This window comes from Cobetia sp. Ld8 (assembly GCF_045066615.1).
Classification (GTDB): domain Bacteria; phylum Pseudomonadota; class Gammaproteobacteria; order Pseudomonadales; family Halomonadaceae; genus Cobetia; species Cobetia amphilecti.
Genome location: NZ_JBISHF010000007.1, coordinates 166,453 through 186,906, shown reverse-complemented (window position 1 = coordinate 186,906; position 20,454 = coordinate 166,453). Strand labels below are relative to the sequence as shown.

The 20,454-nt window shown below is 62.9% G+C and carries 23 protein-coding genes; 11 read left to right on the top strand and 12 right to left on the bottom strand.

The window, feature by feature from the left end; translation table 11 throughout:
* Together ACJJV2_RS05775 and ACJJV2_RS05770 are read right to left on the bottom strand one after the other, a co-directional pair.
* Positions 1-1,182, bottom strand: a complete 1,182-nt coding sequence (locus ACJJV2_RS05775) for an ABC transporter ATP-binding protein (protein ID WP_248377406.1) — start codon at positions 1,180-1,182, stop codon at positions 1-3.
* Positions 1,183-1,227: 45 nt separating this feature from the next.
* A complete protein-coding gene (locus tag ACJJV2_RS05770) occupies positions 1,228-1,896 on the bottom strand; it encodes an ABC transporter permease (protein WP_176677398.1) in 669 nt (222 codons plus the stop codon).
* Positions 1,897-2,436: 540 nt separating this feature from the next.
* Here ACJJV2_RS05770 and ACJJV2_RS05765 point away from each other — a divergent pair.
* The 6 genes from ACJJV2_RS05765 (at position 2,437) to ACJJV2_RS05740 (ending at position 7,100) form a co-directional block, all read left to right on the top strand.
* A complete protein-coding gene (locus tag ACJJV2_RS05765; protein ID WP_054556214.1) occupies positions 2,437-3,606 on the top strand; it encodes a TauD/TfdA family dioxygenase in 1,170 nt (389 codons plus the stop codon).
* Positions 3,606-4,205 (top strand): HD domain-containing protein, encoded by a 600-nt coding sequence (locus ACJJV2_RS05760; RefSeq protein ID WP_054556215.1) that lies wholly within the window; start codon positions 3,606-3,608, stop codon positions 4,203-4,205. The genes ACJJV2_RS05765 and ACJJV2_RS05760 overlap by 1 nt, the downstream gene beginning before the upstream one ends.
* Before the next feature lie 254 nt (positions 4,206-4,459).
* Positions 4,460-4,786 (top strand): gamma-glutamylcyclotransferase family protein, encoded by a 327-nt coding sequence (locus ACJJV2_RS05755; protein WP_054556216.1) that lies wholly within the window; start codon positions 4,460-4,462, stop codon positions 4,784-4,786.
* Between the two features lie 156 nt (positions 4,787-4,942).
* Positions 4,943-5,419 (top strand): GFA family protein, encoded by a 477-nt coding sequence (locus tag ACJJV2_RS05750; RefSeq protein ID WP_054556217.1) that lies wholly within the window; start codon positions 4,943-4,945, stop codon positions 5,417-5,419.
* A 297-nt stretch (positions 5,420-5,716) separates the two neighbouring features.
* Positions 5,717-6,700, top strand: a complete 984-nt coding sequence (locus ACJJV2_RS05745) for a LysR substrate-binding domain-containing protein (RefSeq protein WP_165873978.1) — start codon at positions 5,717-5,719, stop codon at positions 6,698-6,700.
* 76 nt (positions 6,701-6,776) lie between these two features.
* Positions 6,777-7,100, top strand: coding sequence for a gamma-glutamylcyclotransferase (locus ACJJV2_RS05740; protein ID WP_405278879.1), 324 nt, complete (start codon positions 6,777-6,779; stop codon positions 7,098-7,100).
* 126 nt (positions 7,101-7,226) lie between these two features.
* Here the strand turns inward: ACJJV2_RS05740 and ACJJV2_RS05735 are convergent, their stop codons facing one another.
* On the bottom strand, positions 7,227-8,102 hold the full coding sequence (locus ACJJV2_RS05735) for a LysR family transcriptional regulator (protein WP_405278877.1): 876 nt from the start codon (positions 8,100-8,102) through the stop codon (positions 7,227-7,229).
* 242 nt (positions 8,103-8,344) lie between these two features.
* On the opposite strand from ACJJV2_RS05735, the gene ACJJV2_RS05730 reads away from it, so the two are divergent.
* Positions 8,345-8,860, top strand: coding sequence for a lactoylglutathione lyase family protein (locus ACJJV2_RS05730; protein WP_043333918.1), 516 nt, complete (start codon positions 8,345-8,347; stop codon positions 8,858-8,860).
* 155 nt (positions 8,861-9,015) lie between these two features.
* Here ACJJV2_RS05730 and ACJJV2_RS05725 read toward each other — a convergent pair whose 3' ends face one another.
* A complete protein-coding gene (locus tag ACJJV2_RS05725; RefSeq protein WP_043333917.1) occupies positions 9,016-9,261 on the bottom strand; it encodes a hypothetical protein in 246 nt (81 codons plus the stop codon).
* A gap of 448 nt (positions 9,262-9,709) precedes the next feature.
* Entirely contained in the window at positions 9,710-9,835 is a 126-nt protein-coding gene (locus ACJJV2_RS05720; protein WP_267895301.1) for a hypothetical protein, read from the bottom strand.
* Positions 9,836-10,184: 349 nt separating this feature from the next.
* Between ACJJV2_RS05720 and ACJJV2_RS05715 the strand changes: the two genes are divergently transcribed.
* Positions 10,185-10,880, top strand: coding sequence for a haloacid dehalogenase type II (locus ACJJV2_RS05715; protein ID WP_405278874.1), 696 nt, complete (start codon positions 10,185-10,187; stop codon positions 10,878-10,880).
* A 238-nt stretch (positions 10,881-11,118) separates the two neighbouring features.
* On the opposite strand, the gene ACJJV2_RS05710 is transcribed toward ACJJV2_RS05715, so the two are convergent.
* Positions 11,119-11,868, bottom strand: coding sequence for an IclR family transcriptional regulator (locus ACJJV2_RS05710; RefSeq protein ID WP_405278871.1), 750 nt, complete (start codon positions 11,866-11,868; stop codon positions 11,119-11,121).
* Between the two features lie 118 nt (positions 11,869-11,986).
* Between ACJJV2_RS05710 and ACJJV2_RS05705 the strand changes: the two genes are divergently transcribed.
* From ACJJV2_RS05705 to ACJJV2_RS05695, 3 genes are all read left to right on the top strand, one after another.
* Positions 11,987-13,588, top strand: a complete 1,602-nt coding sequence (locus ACJJV2_RS05705) for an MFS transporter (RefSeq protein ID WP_405278869.1) — start codon at positions 11,987-11,989, stop codon at positions 13,586-13,588.
* Between the two features lie 86 nt (positions 13,589-13,674).
* The gene (locus tag ACJJV2_RS05700) at positions 13,675-14,703 is read left to right on the top strand and encodes an HlyD family secretion protein (protein ID WP_054556224.1); all 1,029 of its coding nucleotides are present in this window, start codon (positions 13,675-13,677) and stop codon (positions 14,701-14,703) included.
* 116 nt (positions 14,704-14,819) lie between these two features.
* Positions 14,820-15,914, top strand: a complete 1,095-nt coding sequence (locus tag ACJJV2_RS05695; protein ID WP_405278867.1) for an NAD(P)-dependent alcohol dehydrogenase — start codon at positions 14,820-14,822, stop codon at positions 15,912-15,914.
* Positions 15,915-16,023: 109 nt separating this feature from the next.
* On the opposite strand, the gene ACJJV2_RS05690 is transcribed toward ACJJV2_RS05695, so the two are convergent.
* The 6 genes from ACJJV2_RS05690 to ACJJV2_RS05665 all read right to left on the bottom strand — a co-directional run bounded on the left by ACJJV2_RS05690 (position 16,024) and on the right by ACJJV2_RS05665 (position 20,305).
* Positions 16,024-16,392 carry a Lin0512 family protein gene (locus ACJJV2_RS05690; protein WP_054556226.1) on the bottom strand — a complete coding sequence of 123 codons (369 nt, stop codon included), beginning with the start codon at positions 16,390-16,392 and terminating at the stop codon, positions 16,024-16,026.
* Positions 16,389-16,787 carry a Lin0512 family protein gene (locus ACJJV2_RS05685; RefSeq protein ID WP_303595489.1) on the bottom strand — a complete coding sequence of 133 codons (399 nt, stop codon included), beginning with the start codon at positions 16,785-16,787 and terminating at the stop codon, positions 16,389-16,391. The genes ACJJV2_RS05690 and ACJJV2_RS05685 overlap by 4 nt, the downstream gene beginning before the upstream one ends.
* A gap of 51 nt (positions 16,788-16,838) precedes the next feature.
* Complete coding sequence (locus tag ACJJV2_RS05680; RefSeq protein ID WP_153636178.1) at positions 16,839-17,009, bottom strand: hypothetical protein; 171 nt, start codon at positions 17,007-17,009, stop codon at positions 16,839-16,841.
* Positions 17,010-17,154: 145 nt separating this feature from the next.
* Positions 17,155-18,378 (bottom strand): ABC transporter substrate-binding protein, encoded by a 1,224-nt coding sequence (locus ACJJV2_RS05675; RefSeq protein ID WP_405278864.1) that lies wholly within the window; start codon positions 18,376-18,378, stop codon positions 17,155-17,157.
* On the bottom strand, positions 18,375-19,226 hold the full coding sequence (locus ACJJV2_RS05670) for an ABC transporter ATP-binding protein (RefSeq protein WP_405278861.1): 852 nt from the start codon (positions 19,224-19,226) through the stop codon (positions 18,375-18,377). The genes ACJJV2_RS05675 and ACJJV2_RS05670 overlap by 4 nt, the downstream gene beginning before the upstream one ends.
* Positions 19,223-20,305, bottom strand: a complete 1,083-nt coding sequence (locus ACJJV2_RS05665; RefSeq protein ID WP_084589434.1) for an iron ABC transporter permease — start codon at positions 20,303-20,305, stop codon at positions 19,223-19,225. The genes ACJJV2_RS05670 and ACJJV2_RS05665 overlap by 4 nt, the downstream gene beginning before the upstream one ends.
* Positions 20,306-20,454: the final 149 nt, after the last annotated feature.

Below are 20,454 nucleotides of genomic sequence, written 5' to 3'. Positions count from 1 at the left end.
TTACTCCTTGTGCAGCGCGGTCGCGGACATCTCACCCTGCTGGCCAGAAGCCCCGCCACCCGCATGCGCCCGATAGCGCGAACCCAGATGATGGGTGATGGCGCGCTGGGTGATCTGGCCGACGATACGCCCCTCGTCATCGACGCACGGCATCCAGGTCATGTCATTGGCGAACATCAGCGAGGCCACCTTGCGCAGGTCATCCTCCAGGCTGACCACGACGGGCACGCTCTGGAAGTGATCACGGCAATGGCCCTTGGAGGTGCGAGCGATGGCGGCACTGATGATGCCGACCGGCTGACGCTTGTCGTTCACCATCACGATGCTGTTCTGATAGCCGTAGGCCTCGATGCGCTCGAGCGCCGTGGTCAGGGTGTCATCCGGCGTGACCATGCCGATGTCTTCACTGGCCAGGTCGCGCACCTTGACCAGGTTGAGGCGCTTCAGAGCACGGTCCTCGCCCAGGAAGGATTCGACGAACTCGTTCTTCGGCGCGGCCAGCAATTCATCGGGCGGTGAATACTGCACCAGCTTGCCGCCGCGGAAGATGGCGATGCGATCGCCCATCTTGATCGCCTCATCGATATCGTGGCTGACGAACATGATGGTCTTCTTGAGGTCCTGCTGCATCTTGAGGAACTCATCCTGGATCACCGCGCGATTGATGGGATCGATGGCCCCGAAGGGTTCATCCATCAGCATCACGGGCGGGTCCGCCGCCAGGGCACGCGCAACGCCGATGCGCTGCTGCTGGCCACCGGACAGCTCACTCGGGTAGCGCTTGAGGAAGGCATCGGGCTCGAGCGCGATCATGCGCATCAGCTCACGGGCACGTTCGCGATAGCGCGCCTTGTCCCAGCCCAGCAGCCGGGGCACCACCGTGATGTTCTCCTCGATGGTCATGTTCGGGAACAGACCGATCTGCTGGATCACGTAGCCGATGTTGCGGCGCAGCTCCTGGGTATCGAGATTGGTGGTGTCTTCCCCGTTGATCAGCACTCGCCCCGAGGTCGGGCGAATGATGCGGTTGATCATCTTGAGGCTGGTGGTCTTGCCGCAGCCGGAGGGGCCGAGCAGGATGCAGATCTCACCGCTCGGGACCTTCATGCTGATATTGTCAGCCGCCGTCACGGCGCCCTTCGGGGTATCGAAGACTTTTGTCAGGTTGTCGAGTTCGATCATGAAGCGTTCCTTGTCGTGTTGGCAGAATGGCGCGCGAATGACGCCTCAGGCGGCGGCCGCTGTGGTGCGGTCCATGCCCTTGGGCGTCAGGCGCTTCTGCAGCGCCAACAATGCATAGTCGACGAGGATGGCCAGCACGCTGACCGCCACCGCCCCGACAATCAATTGCCGAGGATCAGACTGGGAAATCCCTCGACTGATGAAGGTGCCAAGCCCCCCGGCACCGATATAGGCCGCAATCGCCATCACCCCGATATTCAGCACCACGGCGGTGCGTACACCGGCCATGATGATCGGCACGGCCAACGGAATCTCCACCATCCACAGACGCTGATTCTGGCTCATGCCCACCCCTCTGGCGGCTTCGCGCAGCGCCGGGTCGACATTGTTGATCGCGGTATAGGTGTTGCGGATGATCGGCAGCTGCGAATACAGCAGTACGGCGATCACGGCCGGCAGATAGCCGATGCCCTGCCCGATCAACGACAGGATCGGAATCATGATGCCGAACAGCGCGATGGAGGGGATCGTCACGATGATCGAGGCGATATACAGCACGGTCTTGGCGGCTCGCTCGTTCTTGGTGATCGCGATACCGATGGGCACGCCCGTCAGGGTGGCGATTCCCACCGCCACCCCGACCAGCGAGATGTGCTCAAGCGTGCGTGTGGTCAAGAGCTCCAGATTGTCCAGAGCATACTGGATCAGTTCCAAGCGGGATCTCCTTGCTTTTATTGTGTCCTGTTCGGCACGGCAGGCTTGAGCCGGCGTCACAGGTGTCAGGGCAGGTATATCATCAAGCGAAGTCGCTGAGATGCCGAAGCGGAAACCTGCTTAGCTTAGCAAAGCGAGATAGCAGTTATTTATCGATTTGGATGAGCATGCAAAATGCCAGTTATCAAGAACAGTGATCCTCCTTGCGCCACGCGAGCCCGAGAGCACGACCGACTCACTGACGACAGGTATCACCGATTCGCTCTGCAGGTTTGGGGCCAATCCGCCACCGCTATCCGCCTCGTCCGCGACGATGGTAACAAAAAAGACAAAACAATTTATAAATCATCTATTTAGCATATATGGACAGGCCCTGGGCACGCGCAATGGCGGCCGGGTAGCGGGCGCGAACCTCCCTCACCACCAGCCCCCCATAAGAAAAATGCATACCCTCCAATAACACTCACCCCCTACTTAGGTCCCATGCCTCGCTCCCATAATGGCCACGATATACAACCGTGCTAATGGAGAGATGCCTGCATGTCCCTGACCAATGCCCTGTCCGATGCGCTGCCGCTGACCCTGAGCGAGTCACCGCTGTCACTGAACCTGATCACCGCCGAAGGCCTGGAGCCGGTCAGCCCGCTGTGGCTGCGCGAGCGCACCCAGGACCCGGAGCAGCTCGATGAGGTGACCACCCAGCGTCTGTTCGATTCGCATGCCATCGACGTCAACCTCGAGCTGACCGCGGCGCGCCCGGTCGACGAGACGCACGTGGAATTCACCTTCAGTGACGGGCATTGCGAGGTGTATGACCTCACCATGCTGGCGCATGAACTGCAGGGCATCACGCCGTTCCCCAAGCCCGAGAGCTGGGATGCGAGCATCGATCAGCAGGCGCAGCGCGTCGACTGGGAGAAGATGGGCAACAATGAGGACTTCCAGAAGGCATTGAAGGCCTATCTGCGCTTTGGCTACATCATCGTGCAGAACGTGCCGACCGATCCGGAGCGCATTCTGGAAGTGGCCGGTCACTTCGGCTACGTGAAGGACACCAACTTCGGCAGCTACTTCGAGGTGTACTCGCGTCCGACGGGCAATGACCTGGCCTACCGCAGCGTGGCGCTCGGGCCGCACACCGACAACCCGTATCGTGATCCGGTGCCGGGCATCCAGATGCTGCATTGCCTGGTCAACGAGACCACCGGTGGCCTGTCCACGCTGGTCGACAGCCTCAATGCGCTCAAGCAGCTCAAGGCCGAGATGCCGGAAGGCTATGAACTGCTGCGCACCACGCCGGTCGGCTTCCGCTTCCTGGATGCCGGCACCGAGCTGACCACGCGTCGCTGCGTGATTCGCGAGAATTCCGATGGTGAACCCATCGGCGTCAACTACAGCCCGCGCCTCGATCATCTGCCGCACATGTCGCTGGAAAACACTCGCCGCTACCATCAGGCCCGCCAGCGTCTGGGGCAGCTGTTCCAGGACCCGGCCAACGAGATTCGCTTCCAACTCGAATCCGGAGAGCTGATGATGTTCGACAACACCCGCGTGCTGCATGGCCGTACGGCGTTCGACACCAATGAGGGGCACCGCCACCTGCAGGGCTGCTACATGGACAGCGATGGCCCGCGTGAGCGCTTCGCCACGACCCTGATGCGTCAGCGTCAGCAGCAGGCACAACAAGAAAACCGTGAGGAAATGGCGTAATGGATCAGGTTTCATTCACCCAGATGAAGGACGGCACCGCAGAAGACTATGCGCTGCTCGAGCGTCTTGAAGATCAGTTCAATGAAGGGCTGGTGGAGCGCCTCAAGCTTGCCCTGCGCAAGCTCGATGATGGCCTGAGTGGCTACAAGGTCAGTCGTCTGGAGCATTCCCTTCAGTCAGCGGCCCGCGCCGAGGCCGATGGCGCCGATGACGACCTGGTCGTCGCCACTCTGCTGCATGATCTCGGCGATGAGCTGGCGCCCTACAATCACTCGCAGCTGGCCGCCGCCATCATTCGCCCGTACGTACGTGCCGAAGTGACCTGGATCATCCATCACCACGGTCTGTTCCAGAAGTTCTACTACGGTCACTTCTACGGCGAGGACCGCAACGAGCGCGAGATCTACAAGGACCACCCCTGGTATCAGAAGTGCGTGGATTTCTGCGAGCGTTATGATCAGGCGGCCTTCGATCCCGACTACCCGACCCCGCCGCTGGAGCACTTCGAACCGGCACTGCGTCGCGTCTTCGCGCGCAAGCCCTTCGATCCGGACGTGATCGGCGAAGAGCCGGCCGGCGGTTTCGACAGCCGCGTCTGAGCGTGTGAAGGCGGGGGCGTGAAACGCGTCTGACCTGCTCCGCCCCCCGCTTGACCATTGCCCTCACTGGCCCGCCCAGTGGGGGCAATCTGGTTTGTGGGCGTTGCGTTGAGTGCTTCACGTCAACAAGGGGTTGAACCTCGCCACTCAACCTTCATCATCATTGGCTAACGTCAGCGTCAATGAAGACGGTGCCGGTACGGCCGTCTTTCCCTCGCGAATCATCCCCCTTCCCCAACCCGACAGGCAGACGCATGGAACATCTCTTCATCTACGGTCCACTGGGCCCCGGCGGCCTCAACGAACATGTCATCGCCAATATCGATGGCGAATGGAGCTCGGCCTATCTACGCGGCCGACTGGAAAACACCGATCACGGCGATGAGCACAACTTCCCGGGGCTGGTCGTCGACAACACGGGCCAGGTGATACGCGGCCACGTGTTCTCCTCGGCGCAATTGCCCGAGCATTGGGATGCCCTCGATGACTTCGAGGGCCCCATCTATCAGCGCACCGTGACCACCGTCATTCTCGATGACAATCGTGAACTCGAGGCCTATGTCTACGCCCTGCCGCAGTGAGACTCACGCGCGGCACGGATAGCGATTACTGGCTCGTGGCAAGTGATGAATGACGGCCCGCCGCCTTGCGCCCGGATGGAGTAACATTGCCCTTCGGGCGATGCATGGCCAGTCAGCGCCAGCGTCCTCATTCATGCATCACAAGGGAGATTCCTCATGCAGCTTGAAGGTTCCTGCCACTGCAAGGCCGTTACATTCCAGCTCGAATCGCCGCACCCCTATCCGTATCAGCGCTGCTATTGCTCGATCTGTCGCAAGACGGCGGGCAGCGGTGGCTACGCGATCAATCTGGCGGGCGATGCCAACACCCTGAAGGTGGAAGGCCGGGACAATCTCTCCATCTATCACGCGGTGACTGACGGGGTCGAAAGTCCGGCGGAACGTCACTTCTGCAAGCGCTGCGGCAGTGCGCTGTGGCTCTACGATGCCCGCTGGCCGGAGCTGATTCACCCTCAGGCGGGGGCGATCGACACCCCGCTGCCCGTGCCGCCGGAGCATGTCCACATCATGCTCGACAGCAAGGCCAACTGGGTGGAAGTCGCGCACGAAGCGCGTGATGCTCATCACGCCGAGTATCCCGAAGAGAGCATTGCCGCCTGGCATGCGCGAATTGCCGAGCGCGATACCGACTGATATCGGCGGCGCGTCAATCAGGACCAGCAACGCCTCGATCAGGATCCGATGCGACGCTGGTCAGGATCCGTTGCGACTTCATGGCCTGATCCGCCGGGCTGAGCGTTGATGTCATTCGCTGCGTCGCGTATAAGTGCCGCCTATACAAGGCGGCACTCCTGTTCGTATCCGGTGATCCTTGGCTGATGCCTTCTCATGCCTTATCCAGGCAATCGCCCGAGCCATCAGCCAGGCCATCATCTAGGCCACAACAGTACGACAGGGGCGCCGCGACAGCGCATCACAGTGAGGACTCTCGTGCCGGCCCGAAAGACAAGCTCCCCAGCGCCGCTGGAAAGCGCAAGCCCTCTGGATGACCTGCCCTCCCTGCGCGGGTTGGTCGCCTTTGACGTGACGGTCCGTCTGGGGTCGATGACAGCCGCCGCCAGTGAGCTGGATACCACCCAGCCCACCATCTCCCAGCGCATCCGCGCGCTGGAGGAGCATCTGGGCCACCCGCTGTTCGATCGCCAGGGCGGCCGGCTGATCCTCAACCACTACGGCGAGAGCTTCCATGCCGAACTGGCAGGCGGGCTTGGCAAGGTATGCAGCGCCGTCACGGAAGCACGTCGCAAGGTGCACAAACCGACGCCGCGCATCACCATCGCCGCGGGCGCCGGTTTCGCGCATGTCTGGCTGCGCCCGCGCCTGGAGCGGCTGGAACAGGATTTCCCCGACTGCCACTTCACGCTGCTGCCGATCGATCGCGATGAAGACCCGCAGATGCAGCAGGCCGACATCGCGATCCGCTTCGGCCCGCCGCTGACGGGCGATCATCGCGATACGCTGGTGGTCGCGGAGCGCGCCTTCCCGGTCTGCTCCCCGGACTACGCCCGGCGTCATGGGCTCGAGAAGGGGCTGGATGCCGAGGCGCTGTCGCGTATCACCCTGCTGCATCTGGACATGCGCGATACCCGCTGGCTGGACTGGGCCACCTGGTGTCGCCACGCGGGGCTGCCGGTGCCGCGCCTCGACAAGGCCTTCCCCTACAACAACTTTCCGCTGACGCTCAATGCTGCCGTCAATCATCAGGGCGTCGCGCTGGGCTGGAGCCACGTCATCCAGGACCTGCTCGACAACGGCTCGCTGATCGCCCTGACGCCGCATATCTCGCGGGACCGCCACGGCTATCGCATGAGTGTCCGCCATCCCAACAGCGCCGTGATCCAACCGATCACCCGCTGGCTGACACGCGAATTTTCCGGCCTCGAGATTCCGGGGCCTACCTCAAGGCAGCCGTGAACGGCCGCAAGCCCTCGCTCCGTCCGGCGCGCGCCGCCGAGACAGGCTTCTCCCCCGACGAACGACAGAGACTCCCATGCAGCATCTATTCATCTACGGCACCCTCGGCCCGGGCGGCCCCAACGAACACGTCATGCTCGACATTGGCGGCAGCTGGACACCCGGCACCCTCAAGGGCCGCCTGGAGGCAGCTGGCTGGGGGGCTGAGATGGGCTTTCCGGGGCTGAGACTGGATGAGGCGGGCGACACCATCCGCGGTCACGTCTTCTCCTCCGACAACCTGGCCGATCACTGGCAAGCGCTGGATGATTTCGAAGGCAGCGAATACCTCCGCCAGCCGGCCACGATCACGCTGGAAGATGGCAGCACCCTGACGGCACAGGTCTATGCGCTGAGCTAGCCGTAAGCTGCTCCATGAACTGTTCCATGAACTGCTCCATAAGCTGATCAGTGCGCTGATGCCCGGCGTCGATGCCTGAGTGTCGATGCCTGAGTGTCGAGGTCTGAGCACTGATGCCTCGGCGCGCTACAGCGACACCTTCAGATACTCCAACACCCGTCTGGCGCGCGCCGAGAGCGGCCATTCCGCTCGCGTGAGCAGCCACAGGGTATCGACCACCTCCGTGCTGCCCTCAGGCGGTGGCACCACCCGGATGGCCTGATGATCGGGGAAGGCTTCACGGGCATGACGCGGCACGACGCTGAAGCCCAGCCCGCGGGCGACCGGCTCCAGAATCAGGCTGATCTGGTTGGTGGAGCCACTGCGCGGCAATGAGCTGATGCCCGGATTGCCCGGGAAGCGCCGACTCAACAGGCGCGAGGCCATGTCCTGACCATCCGGGTGGTCGATGAAGCCCAGTGTCTCGAGATCCCCCCAGTCATGGATCTCGACCCCCGCCGGCACCACCAGCTCAAGGGGCTCTCGCGCCCACTCCGTCACGCTCAGGCGCGGGTCATCCGGCTTGAGCGTGACGATCCCCAGCTCGAAGCGATTCTCCAGCACGGCCTCCACCACCTCGCGCGTCGGCGCGAAGCGATGGTGGACATTGAGGCCCGGCGACTCCCGCTGAAGCGCCAGCAAGCGCGGATAGATCGCCAGGCCAATGCTGCCCGGCGTGATCAGCCGAATGTCGCCATGACTGTCTTCATTGCCCGCCAGCCGCTGGGTCAGGCGCTGCTCAGCGGTTTCCATCTCACGCGCGAAATCCAGCAGAGCATGGCCGGCCGGCGTCAGTTCGATCTTGCGCGGATGACGAATCAACAGCGTGCCAAGTCGTGTTTCCAGCTGGCGCACATGCTGACTGACGGCGGCCTGGGTCAGATCGAGCCGCTCCGCGGTGCGCGTGAAGTTGCCGACACTCACCAGGGTGCGAAAGGTACGTAGCCATTGGGGTTGCAGCATTCAAGCTCCTGGGGGCTGGAAGAATCAGGGGGCAGAGTCAGGGGACAGAATCAGGATGGCAGCGTCAGGGAGGCAGCATCAGCAAGACTGCGACGGTGCGCCCTACCGCCATAAGCAAGTCTTATCATTATCATAACAGCTACGTAGTTTTCATTATTGCTCATGACACCCAAGATGGCTTCCAACGTCACGCAGGCAGTGACCGAGCCATTTCCTTCACGACTCACATCTCGAGGTGACTCATGAGCAACGAAAAGAACACACCGTATCCGCGTACCTTCTCCCACATCGGCCTGTCCGTCGGTGATGTGGAAGCCGCAGTCAAGTTCTACACCGAAGTGCTGGGCTGGTACGTGGTGATGGAGCCGACCACCATCACCGAAGATGACTCCGCCATCGGCGTGATGTGCAGCGATGTCTTCGGACCGGGCTGGGGCAGCTTCCGCATCGCCCACCTGTCCACCGGCGACCGTATCGGCGTCGAGATCTTCGAATTCCCGAACCACGAGACGCCGGAAAACAACTTCGAGTACTGGAAGACCGGCATCTTCCACTTCTGCGTCCAGGACCCGGACGTCGAAGGTCTGGCCGAGCGCATCGTCGCCGCCGGCGGCAAGCAGCGCATGCCGGTACGCGAGTACTTCCCGGGTGAGAAGCCGTTCCGCATGGTCTACATGGAAGACCCGTTCGGCAACATCCTCGAGGTCTATAGCCACAGCTATGAAATGACCTACGCCGCCGGTGCCTACCAGAACTGAGCACGGCCGCAGACGTCAGATACAGCAAGGCCCCGCCATGGCGGGGCCTTGCTGTATCTGACATTTGTGCTCGAGACATCCCCAAAGGAGCTTCGAGAGCAACACACGATGACCATTGTCGGGGCGAGCTCTGCGAAAGCCCACTCGTTCACGCCTCAGTGGATGACGGGCATGCTGCGCACACGACGGTAAAGACTCTGACTGGCGAGTTCCGGACTGAGCAAGGCAATCCGTGCCTTCTGCACTGCAAGCTCACGTTGCAACAACGACCAGGTGCCGATGAACTCGGCACACTCACCACAGTGCACCAGGTAATCGTCAGAGCGCTCATGATATTGATAATCCATGCTCAGGCAGTTACATACCGGGCAGGACAGAACGGCGTTGGCTTTCTCATCCATGATTCAATTCCCTGGAGCCACACTGATTGAATTTACGGCAATGATCACACGCGTTCAGGTAACCATTACGGGTGTGAACATCCCTCATACTCTGTAAAACCCGCTGAACTCACACTATCCATGATGTGATATCTGTACAACTCTCTCTTGTGGGCGACATTTCTCGAAACGTTAACCAGTGGTAACTTGCTGGCGTGTTCAGCACGTTGATCTCATCGCGACTCGCCAGTCACCATGACCGTGACGAACATCCCGATAGCAAATCACTTCGCCTTGATTACACAGCGATACGCAAGACTACACTCGCTGACCGATGACTAGCCGGCTTCAGATTCGCGAAACCGCAAAGCGCGCTTGCCCTGCAGGCTCTGTCGCCAAACGGGCATGAAAAAACCCACCCTGGAGGGTGGGTTTTACGTGAACCCCTTCGGCTGTCACCGCCAGCAGATCATTTCATCTTGCGCGCCGAATCATCCTGCTCGATACGGGTCAGTAGCCTGTCAAAGACGCCAGTCGCCAACAGCACAAAGGTGACGGCCAAGCCAAGCCCCATCCAGATAGCGATATTGCTCATTGTCCCTTACCCCTGCTGTTTTCTTGGTTTTTTCAGCCCTTCTGCGACGCAATATGGCGTAAATTCAATGTTTGTACAACATTTGATCATGAAAATATCGAGCGCCGTCAGGTGCTGAGGCTGTCGCTGCCATTCCAGACCTTTGACCGACGTCATCACACTGCCAGCGGCCATGATTTGAGCAACCACTCAACAACAGGTAGTCTGACACCATGAATAAAATGACGTGGGCTTGCCAGCGCTGATTCCCTGGCGCTGATCCGCCGCGCTGACCCCCTGGCGCTACCCGTCGGCCTGCTACCTCGCTTCGCGTCCACTGCATGTGTGAAATATCACCCCAGGAGTCATCATGTCTGACACGACCTTTCCCGACGTACTGGTGTTCGACGTCAACGAGACACTGCTCGACATCACCACGCTCTCGCCGTTGTTCTCACGCGTGTTCGGTGATGAAAGCGTGTTGCGCGAATGGTTCGCACAGCTGGTGCTGTACTCGCAGACCATGACGCTCTCACAACGTTATACCCCCTTCGGTGCGCTCGGCGTGGGCGCCCTCAAGATGGTCGCCGACATCCATCAGGCCAGACTCGCGGATGACGATATCGATGAGCTCAAGTCGCGCATGGCCGAGATGCCGGCCCATCCCGATGTCGCCCCGGCGCTTGAGCGCCTCAAGCAGGCCGGTTTTCGCCTGGTGACGCTGACCAATTCCCCCGCAGGCGCCTCCCCGACGCCGCTGGAGAAGGCCGGTATCAGCGAGGCCTTCGAGCAGCACTTCAGCGTCGATAGCGTCAAGCAGTTCAAGCCGGCGCCGGCCACCTATCAGCATGTCGCCGAGCAGCTCGAGGTCGAGCTGGGCGACATGTGCATGATCGCCTGCCATGTGTGGGACACCATCGGTGCCCAGGCTGCCGGCATGCAGGGCGCCCTGCTGACGCGCCCGCACAATGCCGTGCTGCCCGCCGAGAATGTGCCGACCCCGGACTTCATCGCCGCGGAGCTGATGACCCTGGCGGACCAGCTGATCGCGGCCAGGGAGGCCTGAGCGAGCACTGGCCTCTGAGCTCTCTTTTTCTGGACTCTCTTTCTGGACTCTCTTTCTAGACTCTCTTTCCAAGCTCAGTTTCTCAGCTCTGTCTCTGAGTGCTGCCTCGTAAAAACACGCCGCCCGCCCATTCGGACGGGCGGCGTGTTTGTGCCTGCCTTACTGTTCGCTTTTTCCACCACCTCGCCGTTCGATCAGCCGCCGCACATGGCAGCCTTGCCGCCTTGGCGGAACGCCCTCACTTGAGTGAACGAAAGGCCTTGAGCATCTCATCACGGGTCGCCTGCAGCGCGGCCTGAATCTCCGCCCTGCGCTCGCTGATGCGCCACGAGGGGCCGACCACGGACACGGAGTAATGGCCCTGGCTGGTTTCCAGGCCGATTCCGATCGCGCCAACTCCCTGCATATGCTCATCCTCATCATGGCCGATGCCGGTGCGACGCACCTCGGCCAGTTGCGTCAGCAGTGCCGGCATCGCGAGGGTGTTATGCGTGTAGGCCGTGAGATCCGTCCCCAGCAGGCGCTCCACCTGCTCATCCTCGAGATGCGAGAGCAGCACCTTGCCGCTGGCTGTCGCATGCAATGACAGGAAGTTGCCGGCCATCGGCGATACCCGCAGCGGCAGCGGCGACAACACCGAGTGCAGTATCAGCAGCTCGTTGCCGCTCAGACTGCAGAGCACCACCGTTTCCTCGGTGGTGCCGCTCAACGCCTCCAGAAACGACTTGGCATGCGTGGTGATATCGAGCTGGCTATGTCGCGCCAGCCGCATCAGCGCAGAGCCGAGCCGTATCCCGCCATGGCCGTGGATTTCCAGCAGGTCTTCCTGGGCCAGCGCATCGACCAGCCGCTTGACGGTCGAGCGTGGCAGATCGTTTTTGGCGGCGATCTCCCCCAGGCTCATGCCCTGCTCACTGCCTTCCAGACTCTTGAGAATCGCCGCCACCCTGGCCACGACCTGCACGCCACTACCTTCTCTTGTGGACACAGACACAACTCCTTAACAAGCTAACTACTTGCCTAGCAAAACCACCAAGTGGTACAGTGTACCGCATAACGAGACACCCAAGGTGTCTAGCGCTTCACCTCAAAACGGGAACTCTACAGTGGCCGCTCCTCAACCCTTCAATCTACGACTCGCACTCGGTCTTGTGGGCATTCTGCTCGCATCGCTGATGTCCGGTGTGGGAGAGCGTGTCACGCAGACCGTCCTGACGGATGTGGTCGGACACTTCGGCTTCTCCCACGATGAGGGCAGCTGGCTGACCACGATCTATAGCGCGGCGGAAGTCTCGATGATGCTGCTCGCCGGCTGGCTGGCCGTCACCTTCAGCCTGCGCCGCTTCGCGATCGGTGCCTGCCTGTCACTGGCCCTGTTCTCGCTGCTGGTGCCCCTCGCCGACAGCTTCCCGCTGATGGCGGGGCTGCGCGTGGCCCAGGGCCTGGCCTCCGGAAGCATCCTGCCGCTGCTGATGATGTCGGCGCTGCGCTTCCTGCCGTGGCACAGCAAGCTCTATGGCCTGTCGGCCTATGCGATGACGGCCACCTTCGGCCCTTATCTGTCGGCGCCGCTGGCCGCTCTCTATGGCGACCTGGGCGACTGGAATCTGGTGTTCTGGGAAACCGCGCCGGTATGCCTTCTCGCCGCCGCGCTGGTCTCCTGGGGCCTGCCGCAGGACCCGCTCAAGCTGGAACGCTGCAAGCAGTTCGACTGGCTCGGTGCCTTGCTGGGCGTCACCGCCCTGTGCGCGCTGGTCGCCGGTATGACCCAGGGTGAGCGACTCGACTGGGGCAACTCGCCGTTGATCGTCGCCCTGCTGACCACGGGCGGGCTGGTCTTCGTGACCTTCCTGATCCATGAGTGGTTCCACCCGATGCCGCTCTACAAGCTGCAGCTGCTGGCACGCCGCAACTTTGCCTTCGGCATCATCACCCTGTGTACCTTCATGTTCCTGACCCTGGCCGCCGGCACCATTCCCGCCGCCTTCCTGGGGGAAGTGCAGGGCTATCGCCCCATGCAGCTGTTCCCGGTCATGTTGACCATGGCCCTGCCGCAGCTGCTGCTGGCACCGCTGGTGGCGACACTGATCAACCGCAAGAGCGTCGACAGCCGCTACGTGATGGCCACGGGCCTGGTGTTGATCCTGATCAGCTGCCTGCTGGGCTCGCAGCTCACCAGCGACTGGAATCGCGACAACTTCTATCTCATCGAGGTGCTCAACACCCTGGGCCAGCCGATGGTGGTGGTACCGCTGCTGATGAATGCCACCGGGGCGCTCAGCCCGCTGGAAGGGCCGTTCGCCACCGCGATGGTCAACTCGCTGCGCGCCCTGTTCACGGTGGTGGCCTCCACGGTCTACGGAAGCTTCCTCGTCACGCGTGAAGCGCTGCACACCACCCGCCTGGGCGAGGCACTCGGCCTGCAGGGCAATCAGCCCGCCGGACTCATCCAGGTGGATGCGGCAAGCGATATCACCACGCGCATCTCCGAGCAGGCCTCCGTGATGAGCTATGCGGATGCCTACCTCGCCATCATCCCCTTCGTGGTGGCGCTGCTGATACTGGTCATGGTGCTGCCGATCCGCGCCTATCCGCCCCAACCGGCGCCGGCAACTCAACCAGAGCCAGCACAGGGCTCTCAGGCTCAGCCCCCTCAGGCTCAGCCCTCTCAGTCTCAGCCCCCTCAAGCACAACCCTCCGGGGCATAGACACAGACAAAGCCGGCGGCTGCCCGCCAGCCAGGATTCAGCCACTTCCCCCTTCTTCGACATAGACGACGAGATACGACACCGACATGAACAAGACACGTACCACCCTACTGTTGAGCGTTCTGGCGCTCCTGCTGGTCGCGACCTACGCGGGCCTCTACTGGAAGGGCCACGATGGCCGCGAAGCCACCAACAATGCCTATGTGCGCGCCGATAGCGTGATGGTGACCACACGCGTCGCGGGTCAGATCGACAAGGTGCTGGTGGAAGACAACGAAGTGGTCAAGGAAGGCCAGATCCTGGCCACGCTGGATGACCGCGATTACCAGGCCTCCCTGCACTCCGCCCAGGCCGATCTCGCCGCCCAACAGGCAGCGGTCGGTGACCTGGATGCCAACATCGAGCGTCAGCACGCCGTCGTGCAGCAGTCCATCGCCGAGGTGAAGTCCACCCAGGCCTCGCTGCGTTATGCGCGCAATGATGCCAAGCGTTACCGCAGCCTGCGCATGACCAACGCCGCCTCCCAGCAGGACAAGGAAAAGGCCGATGAACAGCAGGGCATCTGGGAAGCCAATCTCGTGCAGGCCCAGGCAGCTCAGCGCTCGGCGGAAAAGCAGATCGGCGTCCTTGAAGCCCAGCGCGTGGAAGCCCTGGCCGAGGTCGAACGCTCACGTGCAGCGCTCGAGCAGGCAGAATTGAACACCGGCTATACCGTCATTCGTGCGCCAAAGGATGGCATCGTCACCCAGCGCTCACTGCGTGTCGGTGCCTACGTGCAACCGGGTGATTCGCTGCTGGCCATCGTGCCGCACAAGGAAGCCTATGTCGTCGCCAACTATCTCGAGACCCAGATGGCCGAGATGGAGCCGGGCCAACCGGTCGAGATGACGCTGGATAGCCTGCCGGGCAAGACCTTCACTGGCCATGTCGACAGCATCGCACCGGCCTCCAGCAGCGCCTTCTCGGCCGTGGCCAGCGAGAACGCCACCGGCAACTTCACCAAGATCACCCAGCGCATGCCGGTCAAGATCGTGTTCGAGCCGAACCAGCCCGACTTCGACAAGGTACGCATCGGCATGTCCGTGATTGCCCATGTCACGACCCAGCAGCCCTGAGCGCCTTGCGACAGCCCTGAAACAGTCAAGAGAACCGTCCCGGAGGACACGCCGCCCCGGGACGCCTCTGAAGAACGCCATCACGCCATCACTCGATCATCAACGGGATCAACACCATGAAAATTCGCGCCGCCGTCACCGCCACCCAAGGCCAGCCCTTCGACCTCAAGGACGTCGAACTGGCGTCCCCCAAGGGTGACGAGATTCTGGTACGTGTCGTGGCCACCGGGGTCTGCCATACCGATGCCGCCGCACGCGACCTGGGCATCGCCCCCTATCCGATCGTGCTCGGCCATGAAGGGGCCGGTGTGGTCGAGCAGATCGGTGACAATGTCCGCGACATGGAAGTGGGCGACCATGTGGTGCTGTCCTTCGCACACTGTGGCCATTGCAGTCACTGCCTGACCGGACACCCGACCGTCTGCGAGCGCGGCGGTGAGCTCAACTTCGGCGGTGTGATGGATGATGGCGGCAAGCGTCTGAGCTGTGACGGCCATGACGTCGCCACCTTCTTCGGCCAGTCGTCCTTCGCCACTCACGCCGTGGTCAGCGAGCGCAATGCCGTCAAGGTCGACAGCGATGTCGATCTCGCCCTGCTGGGTCCGCTGGGTTGCGGCATCCAGACTGGCGCCGGCACCATCCTCAATCGCCTCAAGCCGGGCTTCGGTGACAGTCTCGTCGTGTTCGGCTGTGGCGCCGTGGGCCTGAGTGCCGTGATGGCGGCCAAAATCGTCGGCTGCAAGAACATCATCGCGGTCGACCTGCACGAGAGCCGTCTGGAGCTGGCCCATGAGCTGGGCGCGACCCACAGTGTCAACGGCAAGACCGAGGACCTGGTCGGCGAGATCAAGCGCATCACCGATGGCGGCAGCGAATTCTCCCTCGAGACCACCGGCGTACCGATGCTGGTGCGCAGCTCCCTGCAGGTGCTGCGTCCGCTGGGCACCTCTGCCATCGTCGGCCTGACCCACGATGTGACCCTGGACGTGCACCACGACCTGATGGCGGAAGGCAAGTCGATGATCGGCGTGATCGAGGGCGACGCCGTGCCGCGCGTCTTCATCCCGCGTCTGGTCGGCTACTACAAGGAAGGCCGCTTCCCCTTCGACAAGCTGATCCAGATGTATGACTTCGATGACATCGAACAGGCCTTCGCGGATTCAAAATCAGGTCTGACCGTCAAGCCGGTGCTGCGCATCAGCTCGCTGTAATCAGCGCCTGCGCCACCTGGTCTGAACCGCAAAGCCCCCGTGCGTCACTGACGCACGGGGGCTTTCCTCGTTGGGCGACACGACCTCAATCAGCGCACTCGCGCATTGCCTACGACTGACACAGCTGCCAGGCGTCGTGGTCGATATCGAGCATGGCGGCGATGGCGGCCGAGGCGATGACATGCGTCTGGCCACTGGCCTCGTCATGCACATTGAGACCGCCCTGCACCACCGTCACCTCGGCGCGCCCACGGGGAAGCTCGCGCGCCACCGCGTCAGTATCCACGGCGTCCGGCTCCTGGACCGCGATGGTGACCTCGACGCGCATCTGGTGGTGATCGATGCCGAGTGACTGGAACATCACGATGGAGGAATGATGCAGGGCGTCATGCACCGCACGGCAGGCGGCCTTGGTGTAGTCCATGCCGTAGAGGTCATTGCCGGTGCCCATCTCGAGAATGATGCGTTGCTCGCTCATGACTGACCTCCTGCCGACTGCCCGGCCGTGGAAGAAGTGGACGCCGCGCCGGCGGCCGCCATGTCAAATGACACGATGATGGCGACATTGGCGATCACGCTGACCCCGCTGCCATCCGGTTTGGCGACGTCCAGCCCGCCCTTGACCACGCGCACACTGGGCTGACCGTAGGGAAAGATGCCCAGCAGGGCGTCACTGTCGACCTTGTCGGGCTGCTGCACGCCGATCTCGACCTCGATCAGCATCGCCTCCTTGGGGAAGCCGAAGGCGTCCGCCACGTTGAGCGAGTTGTGCCACAGGGCATCGCGGATGCCACGTGCCGCCGCCTCGGTGTAGTTCTGGCTGCGAATGGAGGTGCCCATCCCGAACTGGGTCACCATGCGTGTCTTGGCCACATTACCCCCTGATTTCCTGTCACGGAAAAGACGTACCACTCGCGCCGCCTATCAGCGCGGATGCTTGAAAAGCCCGATCACCCAACCTAACCCGCCCAGCAGCAGGGCGCCCTGCCAATCTCCCTGGAACAGCTCGATCAGCGCCAGGACGATCGCCACCAGCTGCGCACTGCGCACCGGGCTGACCGTCGCTGTGGGCTTGCGGTCATCCTGCTCTGACATGCGGCCTCCCGTCGCTGGCCCGATGTCTTCATCAGGCGATGACTACGTCGGGCAATGACAACGTCGCCCCATCGTTTCAGGAAAGCCTCAAGTAGAAAATACGACTTCCGTCCCCGAGCACCTGCAGGCACCAGCCCCAATCAGCTCACTGGGTCGTGTCAGGCGCCTCAAGCGCCAGCTGGCCCCAGAAGTGGCCGCTGCTGCGCGACAGCGTCGGGTCATTCATCAGGTAGGCAAAGGTGGCCATGGGGTCGAGATCGGCAAAGGTCTCGGGGTGCAGCCAGCGCGCGATGGCCTCCAGCGCGACGATGGCATAGGGCCCCTGGTGGAAGCCATGCCACAGCGCCATCACCCGGCCCTGCTTGACGGCATCCAGCGACTGCCAGCCGGGCAGTGTCTGCACCATGCGCGCCAGATCGTGCTGGATATCCTCCCCCGAGATGCCGATGCCGGCACGCAGGCCATCGCCCTTGGCCCACTGGCCACCGGTATTGAGAATCGCCTCGGGCGGGTGTGCCAGCACCCACTCCTTGCTGAGGGTGGCACCGCTGACCGGCGCCAGTTCAGCGGCCAGATTGCGGCCGCCGGCACGCGTGACCAGGTCCGCCACGCCGTTGTGCAGATTGGTACGACAGCAATCCACCTTCACGCCCGGTGCGATGTTGATCAGCACACGCGGCCGTTCGGTTATCGTCGCCAGACGTTCGTCAATCAGCGCCAGATGCGCCGCGATGGTGTCATCCACCTCGCGGGCACGCGCCTCGACGCCGAGCACCTCGCCCAGCAGGCGCACGCTGACCGGAGCATCCTGCAGCGGATGGTGATTGAACTCGACATACAGATAGGGAGTGCCGACCTCGTCCAGCAGCGCCGCCAGCGGCGAGCCTTCGATACGTGAACGCTGGGAGAGATCGAACAGCACCAGGTCCGGCGTCAGCGCCAGCAGGGCCTCGCCCTCGAGGCTCGGCGTCGAGGCGCGACTCAGCGCTGGCAGTGTGGCAAGTTGCGGCCAGCGCGCTTCAAGACGCTCGGTCATCGCCGGGTCAAACACCGCCAAGGGGTAGGCCCAGCCGACGATGCGCTCAAGCGGCGCATCCAGCAGCGTCAACAGCGCATACAGCTGGCGCGGCTGGGCGAGGAAGATGCGCTGCGGTGAGGCCGCAAGCGTCACCTCGCGCCCGGCGAGATCCGTGACCTGACGCGGAAAGCTGGCCTGGGTCTGCCCCTTGGCGACCGGCTCGGCGGCATGGGCAAGGTTGCCCGGCGCGCTCGAGAAGGCGCCTGCGAAGACAGTAGCGAGTGCCAGCAGGCAGGCGCCTGCCAGTCTTCTGGGCTCGCTTCTGGGCTCAGTCTTGCGCACCGCCATCATCGTCTGGCTCCGACATCGCGCGTGATATGGCCAATGTCGGCGTGGGCCGAGTCGGCGACGCGGTCGGTGAGTACCACCGGATGGCCCAGCGAGCAGCTCTCGATCCGCGCCTCGATGCCGTAGGCCTCACGCAGATGCTCGGCGGTGATCACCTCCCGCGGGGCTCCGGTGGCCAGCAGGCCGGAGGGCGCGAACAGGATGATCTGATCACAGAAACGCAGCGCCAGATTGATGTCATGCAGCGCGATCAGACAGATGGCCTGCTGCTCCTGCACCACACCGCGCACGCCTTCGATCAAGGCCAGCTGCCAGCGCAGGTCCAGCGCACTGGTCGGCTCATCCAGCAGCAGCAGTTGTGGCTGGCGCACCAGCGCCTGGGCGAGGCCGACCATCTGACGCTGGCCACCGGAGAGCGTGTCCATGCGCCGGAAGGCCAGCGAATGCAGCGACAGGCGTGCGAAGACCTGCTCGACCAGCGAATCCGTGGCCTCGCGGCTCAGTTCGGCACGCGCCGCACGACAGGCGCTGGCCACGGCTTCATAGGCGACCAGACTGGTCGGCTGCGGCAGCGTCTGCGGCAGGTAGCCGACATGACGCATGCGGTTTGCCCCGTGCAGCGACGACAGCTCAAGCTCCCCGAGGTGGATGTCGCCCTTGGCCGGGCGCATGCCGGCAATCGCCTTGAGGAAGGTCGACTTGCCGACCGCATTCGGCCCGAGCACCCCGACCAGGGAGCCCGCCGGCAGCGGTGGCAGATCGAGTTGATCGAAGATCATGCGCCGCTGATAGCCGGTGGTCAGCTGCGAGATCTTCAGGGCCGCTTGCGAATCAAAGACGTGATGGCTCATCCCTGCCCCCTGCGCTGTCCGAGCAGCAAGGCGAGGAAACAGGGGATGCCGATCAACGAGGTCACGATCCCCACCGGCAGCACCAGGCCGGGTACCAGCGACTCACTGGCCGTCGCGGCCAGGGACAGTACCAACGCCCCCGCCAGCGCACTGCCGGGCAGATAGAAGCGATGGTCTTCCCCCAGCGCCAGACGCGCCATGTGCGGCCCGACCAGACCGATGAAGCCGATGGTGCCGACAAAGGCCACCGCCACTGCCGCCAGCAGGCTGACGCGCAACAGCGCCGTGCGGCGCAGACGGGTGACCGGCACGCCGAAGCTGCGCGCATGGTCTTCCCCGGCACGCAGCGCTGTCAGCGCCCAGGCACGCCGCATGGCGAAGGGCAGGCAGACGACCAAGACGCTTGCGATGATCGCGACTCGCTCCCACGAGGCTTCCGACAGGCTGCCCATGGTCCAGAACACCAGCTGTTGCAGCGCATCGGGGCTGGCCACGAACTGCACCAGCGCATTGACGGCGTTGAGCACGAAGACCAGCGCGATGCCGAACAGCACGATGACCTCGCGACTGGCGCCATACAGCGAGGCCACGGCATCGATGGCCAGAATCGACAGCGCCGCGAACACGAAGGCCATCAGCGCGATGGTGTAGCTGGGCGGCAGCCCCGGCAAGGCGACATCCAGGATGATGACCAGCGAGGCGCCAAGCGTCGCCGCGGCGCCCACGCCCAGTGTGAAGGGGCTGGCCAGGGCGTTGTTGAGCACGGTCTGCATCTCGGCGCCCGCAAGCCCCAGAGCGGCACCGACCAGCGCCGCCATCACCGCCGTCGGCAGACGAATCTGCCAGACGATGGCTTCATTGATCGGCCCGTGCGAGCCGGGATTGATGAGTTCGCCCAGCAGATCAGACAGCGCGAGATCGGCAGGGCCGGTCATGATGTCGCCAAGGATGGCCAACAGCAGTGCCAGGCCCAGTGCGGCGAGAATCACCACACGTTTCCAGGCGAAGCGCCGGTATTGCTGGGCGAGCGTAGGCGACGACTCAGGCGCTGAGGCCTGAGCGTGCGCGGGGGGAGACATCGGACTTTTTTCAATCACCAGCAAGGTCTGCCACTAGGAGGAGGAAGTGAACTTCCATGCATCAGGGCCCACCGGAGCCGCCAGGCAGCTCGGCTATCAGCATGAATCATGCGCAGATGATAATGATTGACGCCTGCAGTCACAATGCG